We start from the raw sequence: 17512 nt of genomic DNA, 5'->3' as shown, positions 1-17512 counted from the left end.
CGGTGTAACAAGTTATCCCAACTAATTTATTGATTGTTCGTCATAGAGGAAATGGATTTAGAATGTCTCAACCTTATCATGAATATTTTTTCAACCGTACCGCTGTGTTTGGCTATGGAAGGAGCTCACTTCCCTGAATTCAGTTATGAGTCCTTCAAAGATGGCATCCCAGGATTGTTTTTCAGCCATCTGAAGTGCTTTTCGTTTCATGTAGATCAGCCGGCTTTCATCCAGCGATTCGATGATATGGTGGATGAAGGATTGATATCGATGAGCTTCTGCAACCCTGCCCGTATGATCATGCTCGACGATATTCGTCACGCCTCCCCTGTCTGCGACTACGGCAGGCAACCCTGATGCCAGGGCTTCCAGTACAACATTCCCAAATGTTTCAGAAGCTGAAGGGAAGACAAACAAATCGGAGGAGGCATACGTTTCTGCAAGTTCTTCCCCTGTCAGATAGCCTGTGAAGACGACATTTTCACCCTGGGTCTTATCCATGAGCTCTTTCTTTAGCGGTCCATCGCCGACGATGAGCCATTGGACTCGATCCTTCACTTCCCTTGGAAGGTGTTTGATCGTTTTTTCAAGTGTATCCAAGTCTTTCTCTGGTGCCAGCCTCCCTACGTAAAGGAGGATATATTTCTTATCAATCTTGAATTTTTCCCTAAGGGAGGAGTTTCGCTTCTTGGGTGAAAACGTCGCACAATCGACCCCTCTCCCCCATATGGACAGGTCGGTAAAGCCCTGATTCACCAGATGCATCCTCGTTTCTTCAGAAGGGACGAGGATGCGGTCGGCATGTGAATAAAACCACTTCATATATTTCCATAATAATGGGGCAGCCCACATCATTTTGTAATAATTCAAGTAAACATCAAAATGGGTATGATAAGAAGCCACAAGGGGAAGGTCCAATTTCTTTGCTCCACGGATTCCATAAAGCCCCATCGTCAGTGGCGTGGTAACATGAATCAATGTGGGAGAGAAATCCATTAGCTGCTTTCGGATTGTTTTTGGATTTACTATGGCCGTCCGGCATTCAGGATAAAGAAAGAATGGGAAACTCGTGAATGAGTGCACATTAGGATAATTCTCCCCTTTATGCTGAAGGTCAGGGGTGAACACTTTGTATTCAATCCTTCTCTTATCATAATGATCCGTCAGCTTTTTTAACGTCCTCGCCACTCCGTTTACCTGCGGATAAAACGTATCAGTAAAAAGCGCCACTCTCATTACCCTTCCCCCTTTTTGGTTTGCATGCAATCTTAGCTTTCCGTTAGCTCCTTTAGATAAACAAGATAACCATCATTGTCGTGGCCATTGATCCTATATAAACAACTTATCATCTGCATGACGAAAGTGCGTCAGCATATTGTCCATTCAATCAACCCCTTCTCTATACTGATATGTCAGTTTCATTATATTTTCGGTATGTAATGCTTCTACTAATTCCATGTAAATTCTCCTTGCGATTGTTGCAAATGAATGTAAATCACCAACAAAAAAAACACCCGCCCCATTTTCTGGGGAGGGTGCTTTATTGATCTAACGGAATTTCCAACACTTGGCCTGTCTGAATGTCTGTATCCTGAATTTTATTCCATTCTTTGATCCGGTCAACGCCTGATGGGGAATGGTAGTAATTCATGGCGATCCGGTACAAGGTTTCCTGTGGTTTAACCGTATGATACACAATCTTGACCTTTGGCTCTTCTTTCTCTATTTCTTTTGGTTTTTCTTCTATCTGTTCCTGCGGCTTTTCTTCCACTGTTTCTTTAGGCGGCGGTGCCGAGGCTTGTTGATTCTTCTCACCAGTAGTGGAAGCGGACTCTTTCGATGTTGCATTTTCCTTGTCCGTTTGAGGAGGATCCTCTTCCTTTTGAGGGGCGACGGCAGCTTCAGCCTCACTATCTTCTTGTTCATCCTCAGATTGGTCATAACGGACTTCAACCACGTCATCTATATCTTCGGACATGACGACGAGGGGACCATTTCTGTGATCGAGATAAGAATAAATGCCAAAAACGGTCAAAGGCAATAAAATAAAAAATAAGAGCAGCATACTGATCAATGGGTACTTCATTTTCCATTTGTTTTTTTTATGTTTCTCTCTATGCAGCTCACTTCTTGGGGGAAGGGGCTCCCTTTTTTTGACGGGTGTTTCCTCAGGGACTCGTTCAATTTTTATCTTCCGTTTCGCTGCCTGATCTCGATATGGGTCTTTACTCATGTGACATCCCTTCTTTACTTCTTTGTCTTCCATTCTTACGCATATGTAACCCCAGTAAAAAATCGATGACAAAGTGCATGATGATCGTAACCAATAAATTATCTGTGAATTCATAAATGAAACCGATCCAAAAGCTGAGCAATACGATATTGATGATTAAAAACCAGTGAGCCCAGTACCTGAAATGAATGAGTGCGAAAATAATGCTTGAAATGATCAGTCCAAAGTGAAATTGAAGGACACCCCTGAATAAAACCTCTTCACTCACACTGATAAACATAGCTAAAAGGGCGATTTCCCCCATGCTTCTATTTGTGAATATCTGTGCATTGACCCCGCCATCGTCGTAATATTTAGCAGGCAACACCTTCATCAGGAGGATATCGAGCAGGACGATCAGGAGACCGCTGGACATCCCGACCGTAAAGATGGCAGGGGAAAACCTGATTTGATTCCAGAATTCGGACGGTGTGTCAAATAAAAATATACCTAACACACAGGCGATCGTTAATAGTAAAAATTGAGTAAAATACAAATGGAAAGTTAATTGCTTTTTGGAAAGCTGTTGAATGATTTCCCCTTGTTTCTTCATTGATACCACTTATCCTAATAATAAATTTTCTAACCTTTTCTCCCAGTTCGCAGTGCCGGTTTCTTGTATATTTAACGCGAATGGCTCAGTCTTGAAATCATCGAGTGAATCACCGCATCGATCACAACAATATGGGTTATCGACATTCTTTTTTTCATTGAAATAATGGAGGAGCTTCTCCCGTCTGCACGTAACGGCCTGAAGCCAGTTGATCATGGCGTACAGGTTGTCCTTCTTGTATTGTAAACGATTGTTCCGGATTTGTTTCACTTTTTCTAGTAATCTATCTTGATCAATTGGCATGTCCCGGGTCAACTCCTCTGTATAATACAACAGGAATCGATACTGCACCTCTGTAAGCTGGAGCTGTTCGATTAACTCCTTAGACTGTCCCTTTCTGCCCTCTTCGATAAACCTCTGAATCTGATCATCTTGGGGCAGCTCACTTTCGATGAACTGAAGGGGCAAGGAAAGATCCTGTTCTGAGTATAGCACGACAGATACACTACTTTCTCCATCGCGGCCCGCCCTTCCAATTTCCTGTAAAAACGCTTCGATGCTGGATGGGAAATGAAAGTGAATGACGAAACGGATATTTTCTTTATTCACTCCCATTCCAAACGCAGAGGTTGCACAGATCATTCTAAGCTTCCCTGAAAGGAATTGCTGTTGAATCAAGATCCGGTCCTCCTGCTCCATCCCACCATGATAGTGGGCCACTCCTGACACACCGTTCTCTGACAGCCAGAGAGCAACATCTTCAGCCATGCGTTTACTTGAGAAATATACTACTCCCGGACCCTCCCACGCTCTCACACATTCTAACAAAGTGTTCAGCTTTTCATTTGGTCCGGACACCCTCTTAACAAATAATCCAATATTCCCACGATCGACTGAATAGACCATTTCAACAGCATGTTCCATTTGAAGCACCTGCTTGATGTCTTCCCTGACTTCCTCCGTCGCCGTTGCCGTCAATGCCAGGGTGGTCGGGTTGTGGAGCATTTTCTTCAGTTCCCCGAGCTTTAGATAATCCGGCCTGAAATCAGGTCCCCACTGAGATATACAGTGTGCTTCATCAATCACATACAGGGAAATATCCAAAGATTGCAGGGAGGATATGACCCCTCGATTCATTAACATTTCAGGGGAAATGAAGATGAACTTATACAGATGTAATCGTTCCAAAGCCTCTCTTCTTTCCATATAGGGCAAAAAAGAATTCAGTGCGATGACCCGCTTTTCCCCCATCACTTTCATCTGCTCCACTTGATCCTGCATTAAAGAGAGCAGGGGAGAAATGATCAACACGTGCCCATCCATCAGATAACCGGACAGCTGATAACACAGTGACTTCCCTGTCCCAGTCGGGAGCATAGCAACCGTGTCCCGTTTATTCAGCACGGAATGGATGATTTCTTCCTGTCCTTCCCTAAAGGAAGAATAGCCGAATCTTTCTTTAAGTTCTTGTTGCAGATTCACGTGTTTCACCTGCCTTTGCGATGGCCACCCGGATTTGAAAATAGCTCAAATGAGGGAGCTTTTCTTTGATGGGCTTAAGTCTTTTCGTCTGCGCTTCCTCCATCACCTTCAGTACGTTTACGTATTCTTCCCTGGTAATGAAGGGATCAATGCCCAAACCTTCTTCTGTTAAGATCAACTCGATGACATGGTCCTCGATGGTATTGAGTTTCAATTTACGGATCCGGGCGATTTCTTCAAGGGAATGCCCCCTCTTATACAAGTCGTAGGTCTTGCTGGTCGATATGGTCAGGTTCTGTCGGTGTTCACTTTTCAAGCCCATGGAATATAATAACGGAAAGCCTTTAGGATCCTTTTCTATTTCTGTCAACATACCGTGAAGCAAATTCAGGAATCGGAAGCGGCACTCCTCAAGATCCATGTCCAATTGCTCTGCCACCTGAAATTCCGTCCAGCCATAGTCCTTATATCCAGTTAATCGATACACCAATAAAGATGGATCACTTTCCTGGACATTCAGCAGGGTGGTCAGCTCTTTGAACAAGAGGGACGAGAGATTGTCACTGTTTGGATTGGCCCTGATACAATTCTTGACCCATTCCTGTATATGTCTGTTCCGCTGAACCGGGTAATAGAGGAATTCGTGTCGTTTGGCATTGGAAAGGACCTGAACCAGGAGGCTTAACCTCATCCAGAATAGACGGGCTTTATCACCATGGATGAGACCGTTCATTTCTGAAGGGAAGGTCTCATCAAGAAAATACTGTTTCACGGCTTTAGAACCCTCGGATGACACTATGGCATTATCATTTTCACCAACGGTCATCCATCCGGCCTCTTCCAATTCCCTTACCTTTTGATTGAAATACGACCGCTTCAACTTAGGTAAAGAAAGGAAAAAAGGCTGCAGATGAAAAATGTGTGCATCCTGAATCGATTGGGAAGATTTCTTCCCTTTTAGAATGTGAAATACAGAGTAAATGGAGCGCTCTCCATTAATGTGCATAAAACAATATAGGATCACATAATTAAGATAGGTCAATGCTCTCCTCCTTAATATGTAGGTTATTGTCAAATATTGTACCATGAAATTGGCTTTTCACCATGTTTTGTTTTTCATATATAGGATAAAAATAAAAAGAAAGCACCTAACTATTGAAAAGTCATCCAATCCTCTATAAAATAAACATTAAGTGATTTTTCACAAATTGACATTGTGTATAATGATGAATTATATAGAATTATTTATTCGGGAGGTTTTTTCTTTGCCAAAATATACGATCGTTGACAAGGATACATGCATTGCATGTGGAGCATGCGGGGCTGCCGCTCCAGATATTTACGATTATGATGATGAAGGTATTGCATTTGTAACATTAGATGATAACCAGGGGACGGTTGAAGTTCCTGACGTGTTGGAAGATGATATGATCGATGCATTCGAAGGTTGCCCGACAGATTCCATTAAAGTATCTGACGAACCATTCGACGGAGATGCACTGAAATTTGAATAGTAAGGATGAGGGCTAAGAAGATCGATCTTCTTAGCTTTTTTTAATGAAATGGAATCCAATAGAAAAACCCCTCAATATGGTTGAGGGGTTCATTTTTATCATATCACTATGCCGCTTTGTTTAAGGCCACCTGTCTTGATAGCCAGCCTTGAAGGCGGACAAACAGTAAAGTAAATACGGATGTCACCAAAATCCCTTTCAGGATATTGAATGGAACGATTCCGGTAATGATGATTTCAGCAGGAAGCTCAAAGTTCATGAAGTATTTATAAGCAGGAAGGAACACAAAGTAATTCAGGATCCCCATGCTGATACTCATGACGACGGTTCCTGTGATCAGTCCGATCAACAGACCTTTTTTCGATTGAAAACGTGAATAGATGTAATACGTCGGAAGAATCAAAAGGACTCCCGCAATAAAATTGGCTGCATGACCTATCGGAACACCTGTGTCGCTTCCGGTCATGACATAATCGATCACGTTTTTAAATAGTTCGACCAATATTCCTGCAAGCGGTCCCAGTGTGACCGTCGCAATCAATGCAGGTACATCACTGAAATCAACCATGAGAAACTTTGGAAATGGTGGAATTGGGAAGTTGAATAACATTAGTACATACGATATGGCACTTAGCATACCAATTGTGACAAACATTCTCGTATTCATTTTTTTCATAACTCTCTCTCCTTTAGGAGATTCATCTCAAATCGAAGACGGTTCAAGCAAAAGGTAGCATTAAAAAACTCCCGGATAAACATATCCCGGAGAATGAAAGGCATACCCTAATAAACGTTTAGCTTCCCATTTTCTAAACGTTGTGGCCATCACCTTCATCTTCTCCCATCCAGACTATACTGTCGGCTTTGGAATCACACCAAATCCTGCCCCAAAAGGCTCGCGGGCTTAGAAACACGTGGTTTCATCACCGCCGGTAGGGAATTTCACCCTGCCCCGAAGACGAATCTTTATTTTTTTATACATTCTCATTATACATAAAGTTGAGTGTTATGTGAAGAAAAACAGTTCGAATTCGAACTAATTATGTGTTTTCCCTTTCCCATGCTGTATGTGACATCATCAATTCACCTTCAGCACCTGCTGGGGGTAAATCGCCGACGCCGGGTTCAAGTCATTCCTCGACACCAGTTCATCCATATCGATCCCCTGCGCCTTAGAGATCGAATACAGTGTGTCCCCTTGCTTCACTACGTATTGCCCTTTAGGGGAGGATCCTGGAATCATCAACCTCTGATTGACCTTTAACACGGAGCTCTTCAATTCATTTTTCTTCATGATTTCTTCAACTGACATCCCGTATTGTCTGGAAATCCCCCAAAGAGTCTCGCCTTTATGGACGATGTGCACTCCCTCGGCTACACTTTCTTCAGGAAGCGATTCCGGAGTCCCAGAGACACCTACTGCCTGGAAAGGATCCTTCTCTTTGGCAAATACCAGCTGTCCGACTTCCCCCTGACCGAATACACGATAAGGGTCGACTGCATTTTCTTTATCAATCGTCCACTCCCCTCTGTGTACTTCAAAATGGAGATGAGCCCCCGTTGATCTTCCAGTGTTCCCCAATCGTCCAAGTTGTTGACCTTGTGCCACTTCCTGATTTTCATCCACCAGCCTGCTTTGAAGATGAGCATAGACGGTTTCATATCCATTTTCATGCCTGATGAATACAACATGACCGTAGCTATCAGAAAGATAAGATTTGATCACTTTTCCTTTAGCGACAGAATATACAGGCGACCCGATGTCCCCTCCGATATCCATGCCTTTGTGAGAACCCGACCTTGTACCATATGAATCTGTTATCATACCTTCTACAGGAAATGTCCAGGACGATGTGTCACCTGACACCTTATCCCCCTCTGCGTTTGCTGCATTTTCGGTTAAGAACATCATGAATACACTTACCGTTAAAAGAAAAACGATGAAAAGCCTTTTTGCATAATCGAAAATCATGCTTGTCCTCCTTCGGTCTTATTGACAGACGTGCCTCGACTTCTATATGTATTACACCATTCTAACCGTTTCCCCCTCATTACATGCATAGGCATTCTTTTTGAGATATTTTTCCTTTGTGTAGTTTGTCTGTGAATGGGGTAAATATTCGTTTTTATAGCGTATAAATAAAAAGACCAGATTCGGATCAAATCCGCTTCTGGTCTTTTCCATGATATTTAATTCACAACTCTCTTTTTATTCGGACTGATCGGTGTCTCGAGGGGCTCTGTGAAGTCAAAGCCGTTCCAGCTTTCCTGTTTAATGTTTTCAAACCGGGCACTCTCAAAGCCAGAACTCCTGCTCGTCAACAGTATTCCTTCGATCATCTCCTGTGCGGTTTGTTCGCCTAAAGAGGTTAAATCCAATTCGTTTAAAAAACTGATTGTGACCACCTCACTTGCTTCTGTCACGTTAAAATTGATGTCTTTCGGGATGACGCTTTGGAAAAGGCCCGTCTCTGCACTTTTCATTGCTTGAATCGACTCCTTGATCCCCCCTCTGTTTATATTATCCGGTACGAGGAAGCGGTCCTTCCCATTGGGTGAGTAAAGATAGTATGCACTGTGCGTCTTTTCATTCAGATCAACACTTGAGAATTCTCCCGTCGAACTGAATTGAGGGACCGAACCGTCATGATTTTTCAGTACAACCTCTTCTAACCCTTTATGCTGGAATGAATATTGAAGAGAGTGATAAAAAGCGTATTCTACTGCACTGCTGCCACTGTAAGAATGATCGGGGTCGAGGGTGAAAATGACCTTATTCTTATCAAGAGACACATCTCCATTTAAAGGCAGATAGTCTTCAAGTCCCCAATCGGTTTCCGGCAGTTCCTCACCGATTTGCTCATGTCTTGTCAACCAGTCTTCCTGTCTCTGTTCTTCCACAATCGTTACAGGTATGGGTACTGCTTCAGGTGAAACAAGTCCAAAGGAATAGAATTCCTTTCCCTCTAGATCTTCTTCATAAAGAGAAAGCCTTTTGGGGGATTCTTTTAGATCCTCCGACATCGTCAGCTTGCTGTTTTCATTTGGATCAACCTCCGTCGCAGCGACTTTCTCTTCTTTACCGGATTGGGGAGGGAGTTCACTTTCTTTCTGCAGAGAAGCGATGTCCCCTTTATTTTCTAAGCTGCCTGGTTCCGCACCCGATTCGGATTTCTCCATACCCGTATCCGTTAGTTGATTTAGAACGGTGGGAGCGAGTAGGACCATGATGAATATGGCGGCAAATGCAGCGACTGCCGGTATGAATCGTTTAAATGTGGTTTGCCTTTTCTTTTTTCTCCTTTCCATTCGTGCATGGATATAGTGAGAAGTTCGATCATCTTTGATTTGAGGAAGCTTTTTGATGAGGTCCTCGATATCACGATCTTTCCATTCTGACTGGTTCAATGTCTCTTTCCTCCTTTGGGAGCCGTTGATTCATTTCAATCCTCAACCATTTGATGGCCCTATGCTGGGTCGTTTTCACTTTGCTTTCTGACCAGCCAAGCACCTCAGAGGTTTCAGAGATTGAAAGTTCCTGTAAATAACGCATGATGATGACCATTCGAAAGTCCGTTGTGCAGTGTTTCAAACATTCATACAACACCTGGATTTCTTCATTGGCAACGGCGATCTCTTCGGGAAGCGCCCCGTCGTCTGTTACTTCATTGCGACTCCAATCGAATTTATCAAGAATACGGTTTTTCCAGTTTTTTTGTCTTCTGAAATGATCGATGGCAACATTTTTCGCAATGGAAAAAAGCCATGTCTTTTCGGAGCTTTTCCCTTCGAAATTCTCATGAGATTTAAGCACCCGGATATAGACTTCCTGGGCCAGGTCTTCAGCCTGCTGTTTATTTTGTACCATGTATATGAGGAATTGAAATACATCCTGATGATAAGCAGAGTATAATCTCTCAAAAACGGAGTTCACTTTATTCCCTCCCCGTCAAATTATTAGTCGTTTACTATGTAAAAAAGTTACACACTATCAATATAGTATTATTTAGGTGAAAAGGAAAGACCCATATTGACCTGGAAACCGCATGAAAAAAGCCAACAGGGAAATCACCCTGCTGGCTCATTTTCTCTTTTTCAACAACCTTTTTGAAATAGAGCAAAAAATAAAGAATGTTTCCCATGTAACAAGAAAAATCGTCATGTTTCTATGGAGATGATCGATAATTGGCTAAATAGGGAGAAAGAAAGTGAAGGTTGTCCCTTGGTCGACTTTGCTTTGCACCTGAATATGCCCCTTATGGGACTCAATGATATTCTTGGCGATGGCGAGGCCGAGACCTGTTCCGGACTTTCCTCTTGTTCTTGCTTTATCTGCCTTGTAAAACCGCTCGAATACGAAAGGAAGGTCTTCTTCAGGTATGCCGGACCCCGTGTCCCTGACATGGAACAGAAATCCGCCTTTCTTTTCCTTCAGGGAAACCGTCACTTCCCCTCCCGTCGGCGTATGCCTAAGGGCATTATCGATGAGATTCGTTAATACTTGTTCAATTCGATCGGGGTCTATGAAAATCTCTTTATTCAGTTCCACATCACTTTCAAAGTAAATGGAAACCTTTTTTTCCTTGGCCAATCCGATGAACTTATTTGTCACTCTTTCCGTGAAAGGCACAACACCGATCACATCCTTGTTCAAGGTGATATGCCCGGCTTCCATGCGGGCGAGATCCAGGAGATCGTTGACGAGCCTTCCCATGCGAAGCGATTCATCATAGATGATGCGGGCAATTTCTTTCTTCTCCTCTTCGGATCCAGCAATATCATCCACGATCGCTTCACTATACCCTTGCAGCATGGAAATGGGGGTGCGAAGTTCGTGGGAGACATTGGCGATGAAATCCTTGCGGAGCTTATCCAATCTCCGTTCTTCTGTCATGTCCCGAACCACCGCGACCGCTCCCCTGATGGTGTTATTATTATACAGGGGACTCACAATCACTACATAGGAACGCCCTTGCAGACTCAGTTCATCCGTCTGTTCCATTTCAGTTACGACCACACTCTGCAACAACTCCCTTACAGTCGTCGGAATTGCTTCTTCACCCTCTTCACTTTGCTCGTAATACCAGTGTTGAAGGAAACGATCAGCAGGGGGGTTTGTAATCAGGATGGTCCCGTCCCGGTTAAAGGTGATGACACCATCAGCCATACTGCTGAGAATGGATGAAAGCTGCTCTTTCTCCTGACTGAGTGCGTTGATATGAAACTTCAGCTGCCTTCCCATCTGATTGAAACCAGTAGCAAGTTCACCGATTTCATCCTTTGTCAGTATCGGAACCTTTGTATCGAATTTTCCCTTTGCCACTTCGAAAGCAGCCTCCCTCATTTTCCGGAGCGGAGCAGTGATACGGGTGGAGAGGAAGAAGGCAAATATCGTCGTAAGGATGATGGCAATCCCTGCCGCAAGCAGTATCAGCTTGGTGGTTTGTCGTGTCGTATCCTTGATCACCCCTAAGGACTGATAGAGGTAAACGGCACCATCTTCCCCATTGATATGAAGGGGCGTGCCGACTACGATGACATTCTCATATCGATTAGACGACTCCTTGGACAGTTCAACCTCTTTTTTCACGGTGATTTCTTTTGATTTGACCGACTGAAGCTTGTTATCCTTCGAGATATAATGGTGGATCTTCTTTTGAAAGACCGTCGAATCCTGAGAATATAATGATTGGTTTTGGTCCAGGGAAATAATGATATTGACAGGTTCATCGATGATCTCTTTCCCAAGTTCCATTCCAAGGGTCAGGTCATTATGATTCTCGATGACCCTGGCTACTTTTTCAGCCGTATGGGTCAGTTCTTTCTCCACTACCCCAACATGGTAATTTTGAAAGAATTCCAGCAATAAGATGGTGAGAATAAATAATACAAAGGAAACCAGAAGCAGGATGGTCACCCACAGTTTCCCTACTACACTACGCCAAAGCCTCATTCATTTGTTACCTCGAATTTATAGCCTACTCCCCATACGGTCACGATCATTTTAGCAGCCATTTCAGATACTTTGTTCAGCTTTTCCCGTAATCGTTTCACATGGGTATCCACCGTACGCAAATCACCGAAGAATTCGTAATGCCATACTTCCTTCAACAGGTGCTCACGATCAAATACCTTATCAGGAGCTTTCGCAAGGAAATAGAGGAGTTCATATTCTTTAGGAGTCAGATTGACATCGATCCCATCCGCCGACACCCGGTGGGCATCATTATCGATTGTCAGATGCGGATAAACAATCAGGTCCTTTGCTTTTGCATCTGTCTGAATGAAGCTTGACTTCGTGGAGCGTCGTAATAGTGCCTTCACCCTGAGAACTACTTCACGGGGAGAGAAAGGCTTCACGATATAGTCGTCGGTCCCGACCTCGAAACCTTGTACCCTATTCACTTCTTCACCCTTGGCAGTAAGCATGATGACGGGGGTCGCCTTGCTTTCCCGAAGGTGCTGACACACTTCGATTCCATCCATTCCAGGCATCATGATATCCAATAGAATACAATCATAGTTTTGTTCGAGGGCCATCTCTAACGCCTGTTCCCCATTTTCCGCTTCATCGATTTCATAGTTTTCCCTTTCCAAATACATCTTTAGCAGTCTTCTGATTCGATCTTCATCATCAACAACCAGAATGCGAATATTTTCCTCCATGGGTACATCCCCCTTTGTATATTTACACTATATTATCCTATATTTTGTATAAAAAAAGAAGCTGACAGGAAAGAGAATTGGATTCTCATGGTTGTCAGCTCCTTCCTTTCGTTACGATTGATTATGCGTATGAGTGTAACCCGGCAATGATAAGATTAACCGCTACAAGGTTGAATAGAATGATTGCAACCCCTACAACGGCAAGCCATGCCGATTTCTCCCCATGCCAGCCTTTGGACAGGCGGAGGTGGAGAAAGGCTGCATAGAATAAGAATGTAACCAATGCCCAAACCTCTTTCGGGTCCCATCCCCAAAAGCGGGTCCAGGCGATCTGTGCCCAGATCATGGCAAAGATGAGTCCTCCGAGAGTGAATACCGGGAATCCGATCAATACGGAACGGTAACCGATTTCGTCCATCAGGTCGAGGTTCACATTCTTTACAAGTGGCTGCATCTTAGCTGCGATCCGCTTTCTAAAGATCAAGCGGAGAAGAAGATAAATGACTGTCCCGACCATAAATGACCAAATCACGGTATTTAATTTCTTCGCATTTATGAGAGCAGGCATTTCAACGAGTGGCTCCATCACGTCTTCGCTCAATAATTCACCTTTATTCGGACCTACCAGGGCAGGAAGCGTGTATTCAGAAATGGCCTCTTCCCCCTGTTGATTCACATATTGAAAGTTCGCTTCATAATGGCCAAGGGTAAATGCCGTCGATGCGACAACAAACCCCAGTACGACAACCAATGAATACATCACTGTCTCAAGCCAGAATGACTGCCTGCTGCCTTTTGTATGCTGAACTGATTTCAGTAAGTAGATCAGCCCTGCCACGAAGCTGATGGAAAGAATCGCTTCCCCTGCTGAAACGGTTGTGACGTGGATCTTCAACCAATCACTTTGAAGGGCGGGGATGAGTGGACTGATGTCCTTTGGAAACATGCTGGCGTATGCAATCACCAAAAGGGCGAATGGCAGTGCGATGACACCAAGGATCGTCGTCTTATACATAAAGTAAAGAATGATGAATGCCCCGACAAGCATCATACCGAAAAAGGTTGTAAATTCGAATAAATTACTTACCGGTGCATGTCCCGAAGCCCCCCATCTAAGAAAGAAGTACCCCAATTGAGAGGCAAATCCGACAAGGGTTAAAGCAATTCCGATAAAGCCCCATTTCTTCTGGTTCGTTTCCGTTGTATTCTTTTGACGGATACTCCCGCCAAAAAACAGAGTCGCGATCAAATACATGATGAAGGATACGTAAAGTAAATTACTGCTCCACTCTGCCATTGTTGTCGTTGACATCCTCATTCCTCCTTACTTCGTCCTTTTGTTGTTGATCGACAGGCTCATTGATTCCACTGCCTTCCAATACAAAGCTGATTTCATTTTTCAAACCATGCCAGTTTTTGTTCGTATGACCGGCTACGATGAGTCCATCCCCATCATCACTCCGCCTGATCCAAATCCTTCTGTGATGCCAGTAGGCACCCTGTATGACACCGATCATGAAGATGGCTCCTCCAAGGGCCAGGATCCAGAGGGTAAGATCTTTATGTACGGTTAAGGCGGATACATCTCTCGTCTCGACACCGGCAAATGACAATTTATAGTCATTTTCCCCTAAAGGTTCAAGATTTTTTCGGATTCCTACAAAACTGATCTCACCTTCGGGCTTTTCAGGTGAGAACAATTTAAACAGGAATGCCGGGTTATTCGGAAGAGGGGATTTCGTCTGGGGTTCACCCTGCTCGTTGAACCCGGAAAAATCCGGATAATATCCCATAAGTTCTGCTTTATACCCATCTTCAAACGTATAGGCGTTTTGAGGGTCGAATAAATCGACTGTGAATTCACCGAAGCTTTTCCCCGACTCTTTGTTATCCAGGGTAAAAGACATGGATTTGAATTCATCCAGTTTATAACTTGTTTGATAGACAGCAAAATTCCCGAATTTAAGAGGATGGTTTACCTTAATAGACTCCTCTTGTTCTTTCTCGCGTTCTGCCTTCTGACCGGGAACGCGATCTCCTGATTCCTTATACAGGATCACATCCGATTGGAAATTCTTCGCAATGGTCCCGTTTTTGTCAATCGCTTCACCGAATACTTCTTTATCCTTATTCTTGTCGTATGTCTCCAGGGTGAAGCCTTTGTTTTCCAAGTAATATTCCTGGTCCGTCCCCGGAACGGCTCTCGTCTCTCCTTCACGGATCCACACCGTTTCGTCTATGTACATCCCCGGAACGAATCGAAGCATGCCACCGAAAAGGAAGATGATAAGACCGATATGATTTACATAGGGACCCCATCTTGAAAACCGGTTCTTCTCTGCAAGGATATTTCCATCCTCTTCCCGGATCTTATATTTTTTCCGGGTCAGATTTTCTTTTATTTTTCCGAGTGGCTCATCATATTCGGTCGTGTCCGTTTTCCCGTAGATCCTTTGGCGTTTCAAGAAGCCGGCATGCCTTGTGACACGTTGATTCTTCAAGGCGCGATATAGGGGGATCACACGATCCAGACTGCATATGACGAGGGAAACCCCAATGGATGCAATCAATAGCAAGTACCACCATGAGCTATAAAGATCATGGAACCCTACCGTATAGTATAGTTCTCCGAAGAAACCATAAACATCTTCATAGTACTCATCTGCAGGCTGACCATTTGGAATATACTGTTCCTGGGGCAGTATCGTTCCCACTGCTGAAGCAATAAGCGTGATGACGATTAACCATACGCCCACTTTCACAGATGAAAAGAAATTCCAAATCTTATCTATAATCGATTTATTATACGTTTGGGAACGTCTAGCACTCCCCTCGTAACGCATGTCATGGAGCTTTTCATTCTTTGCTTCCTCCGTTAAAGCCCGTCCACAGGATTCACAGAGAACCGTACCATTTGGATTCACATGACCGCATACACATTTAATCTCTTTCATGCTAAAACTCCTTATTTCAAGTTAAACTGCCTTACGGCTTGATGCTCTCTAAATCTTCAATGATATCGTTTTCTGTCATCGTACCCGTTATGATCTTCTCAATTTCTCCCTGAGGGTTGATCAGGAACGTCGTAGGAAGTGGATCGATCCCGTATGCATTCTGCACTTCCTCTTCCTTGTCTACTAATATAGGGAACTCTAACCCATGTTTTGAAACGAATCGATTAATGAGGAAATCGGATTCCCCTACATTTACCGCTAAAATCTGTACACCTTGATCCTGGTACTTCTTAAATTGATTGTTCATGTAAGGCATTTCCCTTTCACACGGTTTGCACCATGTTCCCCAGAAGTTCAGGAAGACCCCTTTTCCTTCATAATCGGAAAGGCGGTGTGTATTCCCATCCATATCCGTAAGGACAAAATCCGGTGCCTTATCGCCTGCCTTTAACATCCCTCTTTCGTCCTTCGTGAAGTTTGCATACAGGGTATATGCAACTGCAGAAGTCAGCACAATGAGAATAATGGTCCGGATGAGCAATCTGCGCTTTTTCTTATTCATTTACGTGTGCCTCCCAAATTGAAATCGTTCTCAAGAATGGAGAAGTTTTTCTCTCTTTACAGTAGCAAAGGGCCTGAAGTCATAAGAGTCCACTTATGAAATCAGTCCCTGCCATAATGTACGGTTTCATATCCTCATAATGAGCAGAGAAATATCCCATGATTTCAGGGTAAAATTCCTTTCTCATTATATCATTTATCACTTTAAAGTTAATGTAAATTATATGAAGGATATGTGACACTTTCCATAGTGGACATTAATGGATGCTGCCTGTTTCAGCAAGCGCCCTCAATTGTTTCACTTCATGTGGTGTCAGTTCTCTTCCCTCTCCAGCATTCAAGCCGTGGAGCGAAAGGAATGCATATCTTTCTCTTTTCAACTTTTGAACAGGATACCCCAGGGCTTCGAACATCCTGCGGACCTGACGGTTTCTTCCTTCATGAATCGTGATTTCCACGATTGATTTCCCCTGCTTTTTATCGATGCTGAGGACCTTCACTTTAGCCGGTGCGGTCATTCCGTCTTCCAGCTTAATTCCTTTCTCAAGCTCACGGATCTTGAATTTAGGCGGAATCCCTTTTAATCTTGCCACATACGTCTTTTCAATCTCATTGCTTGGATGCATAAGGGAATTGGCAAAGTCGCCATCATTGGTTAACAGGAGGATCCCTGACGTTTCATAATCAAGTCTGCCGACAGGATAAATTCTTTCCTCAATTTCAGGGAAGAAATCCGTTACCACCTGCCGATCTTTATCGTCTGTTACAGCGGAGATGACCCCTCTTGGTTTATAAAGCATGTAATATACTTTATTTTCTCTTTCGATCTGGATGCCCGTCACTTCAACTCGATCGGAGTGTGATACCTTCGTCCCAAGTTCCTTCACGACTTTCCCATTGACCTTTACTTTACCTTCTATAATTAATTGCTCTGCTTTACGACGTGACGCCACGCCACTGTGAGCAATTACCTTTTGTAATCGTTCCACGGTCTTTCACCTCATTTAATTTTCAATACATTTACCTTCATGAATTATTACACAATCCAGGCAAAATAGAAAGGCATAAAGGAAAATCGACCAATTCAGTCGATCCCTTTATGCCTTTTCATCTTCCCTGCAAGGTGAGGCTGATGATTAACACTTTAAATATAGTTCCTAAATGCTCTGCCAACAGGTGTGTGCTTTAGGGTGAGGGGAACTGCTCCGCTTTCCACGGACGTTCGGCCGAGCCTCCTCAGCAAAGTTCGCTTCCGGGGTCTCGACACGCCCGTTTTCCGTAGGAGTCTACGCAGTTCCCCTCACCCTTTAAATAAGGAATTGGTGGCAGAGCTAGAGGTTCTTATAAACTAGTAATGATAAAGAGGATATTATATTTGTTATAATAAGTCGCCTCAATCTTTAGAACCTGATGTAGCCGGAAACAAATGTGACATTTTTAGTTTCATGAAAAACTCCCTTTATAATGTTGATTGGAGCGGAAGGTGCTCGACTCCTGCGGGAAACGCGGG

At 43.6% G+C, this 17512-nt stretch carries 16 protein-coding genes and 1 riboswitch; of the genes, 1 reads left to right on the top strand and 15 read right to left on the bottom strand.

Annotated elements, in window-relative coordinates:
* Positions 1-90 precede the first annotated feature (90 nt).
* From BVI01S_RS20380 to BVI01S_RS20360, 5 genes are all read right to left on the bottom strand, one after another.
* A complete protein-coding gene (locus BVI01S_RS20380; protein WP_034758273.1) occupies positions 91-1236 on the bottom strand; it encodes a glycosyltransferase family 4 protein in 1146 nt (381 codons plus the stop codon).
* 304 nt (positions 1237-1540) lie between these two features.
* The gene (locus BVI01S_RS20375) at positions 1541-2233 is read right to left on the bottom strand and encodes a LysM peptidoglycan-binding domain-containing protein (protein ID WP_061811386.1); all 693 of its coding nucleotides are present in this window, start codon (positions 2231-2233) and stop codon (positions 1541-1543) included.
* Positions 2226-2825 carry a CPBP family intramembrane glutamic endopeptidase gene (locus tag BVI01S_RS20370; protein WP_034758269.1) on the bottom strand — a complete coding sequence of 200 codons (600 nt, stop codon included), beginning with the start codon at positions 2823-2825 and terminating at the stop codon, positions 2226-2228. The genes BVI01S_RS20375 and BVI01S_RS20370 overlap by 8 nt, the downstream gene beginning before the upstream one ends.
* Before the next feature lie 9 nt (positions 2826-2834).
* Positions 2835-4307 carry a RecQ family ATP-dependent DNA helicase gene (locus tag BVI01S_RS20365; protein ID WP_061811385.1) on the bottom strand — a complete coding sequence of 491 codons (1473 nt, stop codon included), beginning with the start codon at positions 4305-4307 and terminating at the stop codon, positions 2835-2837.
* Entirely contained in the window at positions 4285-5349 is a 1065-nt protein-coding gene (locus BVI01S_RS20360; protein ID WP_061811384.1) for a YpbB family protein, read from the bottom strand. The genes BVI01S_RS20365 and BVI01S_RS20360 overlap by 23 nt, the downstream gene beginning before the upstream one ends.
* 223 nt (positions 5350-5572) lie before the next feature.
* Here BVI01S_RS20360 and BVI01S_RS20355 point away from each other — a divergent pair, with 223 nt between their 5' ends.
* The gene (locus BVI01S_RS20355; protein ID WP_034758261.1) at positions 5573-5821 is read left to right on the top strand and encodes a ferredoxin; all 249 of its coding nucleotides are present in this window, start codon (positions 5573-5575) and stop codon (positions 5819-5821) included.
* Between the two features lie 106 nt (positions 5822-5927).
* Here the strand turns inward: BVI01S_RS20355 and BVI01S_RS20350 are convergent, their stop codons facing one another.
* The 10 genes from BVI01S_RS20350 to BVI01S_RS20305 all read right to left on the bottom strand — a co-directional run bounded on the left by BVI01S_RS20350 (position 5928) and on the right by BVI01S_RS20305 (position 16991).
* On the bottom strand, positions 5928-6497 hold the full coding sequence (locus tag BVI01S_RS20350; RefSeq protein ID WP_034758259.1) for an ECF transporter S component: 570 nt from the start codon (positions 6495-6497) through the stop codon (positions 5928-5930).
* 153 nt (positions 6498-6650) lie between these two features.
* A riboswitch (FMN riboswitch) is annotated at positions 6651-6785 on the bottom strand.
* Positions 6786-6899: 114 nt separating this feature from the next.
* Entirely contained in the window at positions 6900-7793 is an 894-nt protein-coding gene (locus tag BVI01S_RS20345; protein WP_061811383.1) for a peptidoglycan DD-metalloendopeptidase family protein, read from the bottom strand.
* 218 nt (positions 7794-8011) lie between these two features.
* A complete protein-coding gene (locus BVI01S_RS20340; RefSeq protein ID WP_061811382.1) occupies positions 8012-9229 on the bottom strand; it encodes an RsiX family anti-sigma factor in 1218 nt (405 codons plus the stop codon).
* Positions 9201-9755, bottom strand: coding sequence for an RNA polymerase sigma factor SigX (sigX, locus tag BVI01S_RS20335; protein WP_034758251.1), 555 nt, complete (start codon positions 9753-9755; stop codon positions 9201-9203). The genes BVI01S_RS20340 and sigX overlap by 29 nt, the downstream gene beginning before the upstream one ends.
* A 255-nt stretch (positions 9756-10010) precedes the next feature.
* Positions 10011-11774: an ATP-binding protein gene (locus tag BVI01S_RS20330; protein WP_034758249.1), complete on the bottom strand. Its 1764-nt coding sequence runs from the start codon at positions 11772-11774 to the stop codon at positions 10011-10013.
* On the bottom strand, positions 11771-12487 hold the full coding sequence (locus BVI01S_RS20325) for a response regulator transcription factor (protein WP_034758246.1): 717 nt from the start codon (positions 12485-12487) through the stop codon (positions 11771-11773). The genes BVI01S_RS20330 and BVI01S_RS20325 overlap by 4 nt, the downstream gene beginning before the upstream one ends.
* A gap of 121 nt (positions 12488-12608) precedes the next feature.
* On the bottom strand, positions 12609-13784 hold the full coding sequence (ccsB, locus tag BVI01S_RS20320; protein ID WP_034760586.1) for a c-type cytochrome biogenesis protein CcsB: 1176 nt from the start codon (positions 13782-13784) through the stop codon (positions 12609-12611).
* Positions 13765-15441 (bottom strand): cytochrome c biogenesis protein ResB, encoded by a 1677-nt coding sequence (gene resB / locus BVI01S_RS20315; protein WP_034758244.1) that lies wholly within the window; start codon positions 15439-15441, stop codon positions 13765-13767. The genes ccsB and resB overlap by 20 nt, the downstream gene beginning before the upstream one ends.
* 31 nt (positions 15442-15472) lie before the next feature.
* Entirely contained in the window at positions 15473-16003 is a 531-nt protein-coding gene (gene resA / locus BVI01S_RS20310) for a thiol-disulfide oxidoreductase ResA (RefSeq protein ID WP_034758241.1), read from the bottom strand.
* Positions 16004-16259: 256 nt separating this feature from the next.
* A complete protein-coding gene (locus BVI01S_RS20305; RefSeq protein WP_034758238.1) occupies positions 16260-16991 on the bottom strand; it encodes a pseudouridine synthase in 732 nt (243 codons plus the stop codon).
* Positions 16992-17512 lie beyond the last annotated feature (521 nt).

The sequence above is a fragment of the Rossellomorea vietnamensis NBRC 101237 genome, assembly GCF_001591825.1.
Lineage (GTDB): Bacteria > Bacillota > Bacilli > Bacillales > Bacillaceae_B > Rossellomorea > Rossellomorea vietnamensis.
Note: the sequence above shows the minus strand (reverse complement) of the source record. Positions and strands in the feature narration are given on the sequence as shown.

Coding starts and splice junctions, on each gene's coding strand:
- resA (WP_034758241.1), bottom strand. CDS start 16,003: ATGAATAAGAAAAAGCGCAGATTGCTCATCCGGACCATTATTCTCATT.
- BVI01S_RS20370 (WP_034758269.1), bottom strand. CDS start 2,825: ATGAAGAAACAAGGGGAAATCATTCAACAGCTTTCCAAAAAGCAATTA.
- ccsB (WP_034760586.1), bottom strand. CDS start 13,784: ATGGCAGAGTGGAGCAGTAATTTACTTTACGTATCCTTCATCATGTAT.
- BVI01S_RS20345 (WP_061811383.1), bottom strand. CDS start 7,793: ATGATTTTCGATTATGCAAAAAGGCTTTTCATCGTTTTTCTTTTAACG.
- BVI01S_RS20325 (WP_034758246.1), bottom strand. CDS start 12,487: ATGGAGGAAAATATTCGCATTCTGGTTGTTGATGATGAAGATCGAATC.
- BVI01S_RS20375 (WP_061811386.1), bottom strand. CDS start 2,233: ATGAGTAAAGACCCATATCGAGATCAGGCAGCGAAACGGAAGATAAAA.
- BVI01S_RS20350 (WP_034758259.1), bottom strand. CDS start 6,497: ATGAAAAAAATGAATACGAGAATGTTTGTCACAATTGGTATGCTAAGT.
- BVI01S_RS20330 (WP_034758249.1), bottom strand. CDS start 11,774: ATGAGGCTTTGGCGTAGTGTAGTAGGGAAACTGTGGGTGACCATCCTG.
- resB (WP_034758244.1), bottom strand. CDS start 15,441: ATGAAAGAGATTAAATGTGTATGCGGTCATGTGAATCCAAATGGTACG.
- BVI01S_RS20380 (WP_034758273.1), bottom strand. CDS start 1,236: ATGAGAGTGGCGCTTTTTACTGATACGTTTTATCCGCAGGTAAACGGA.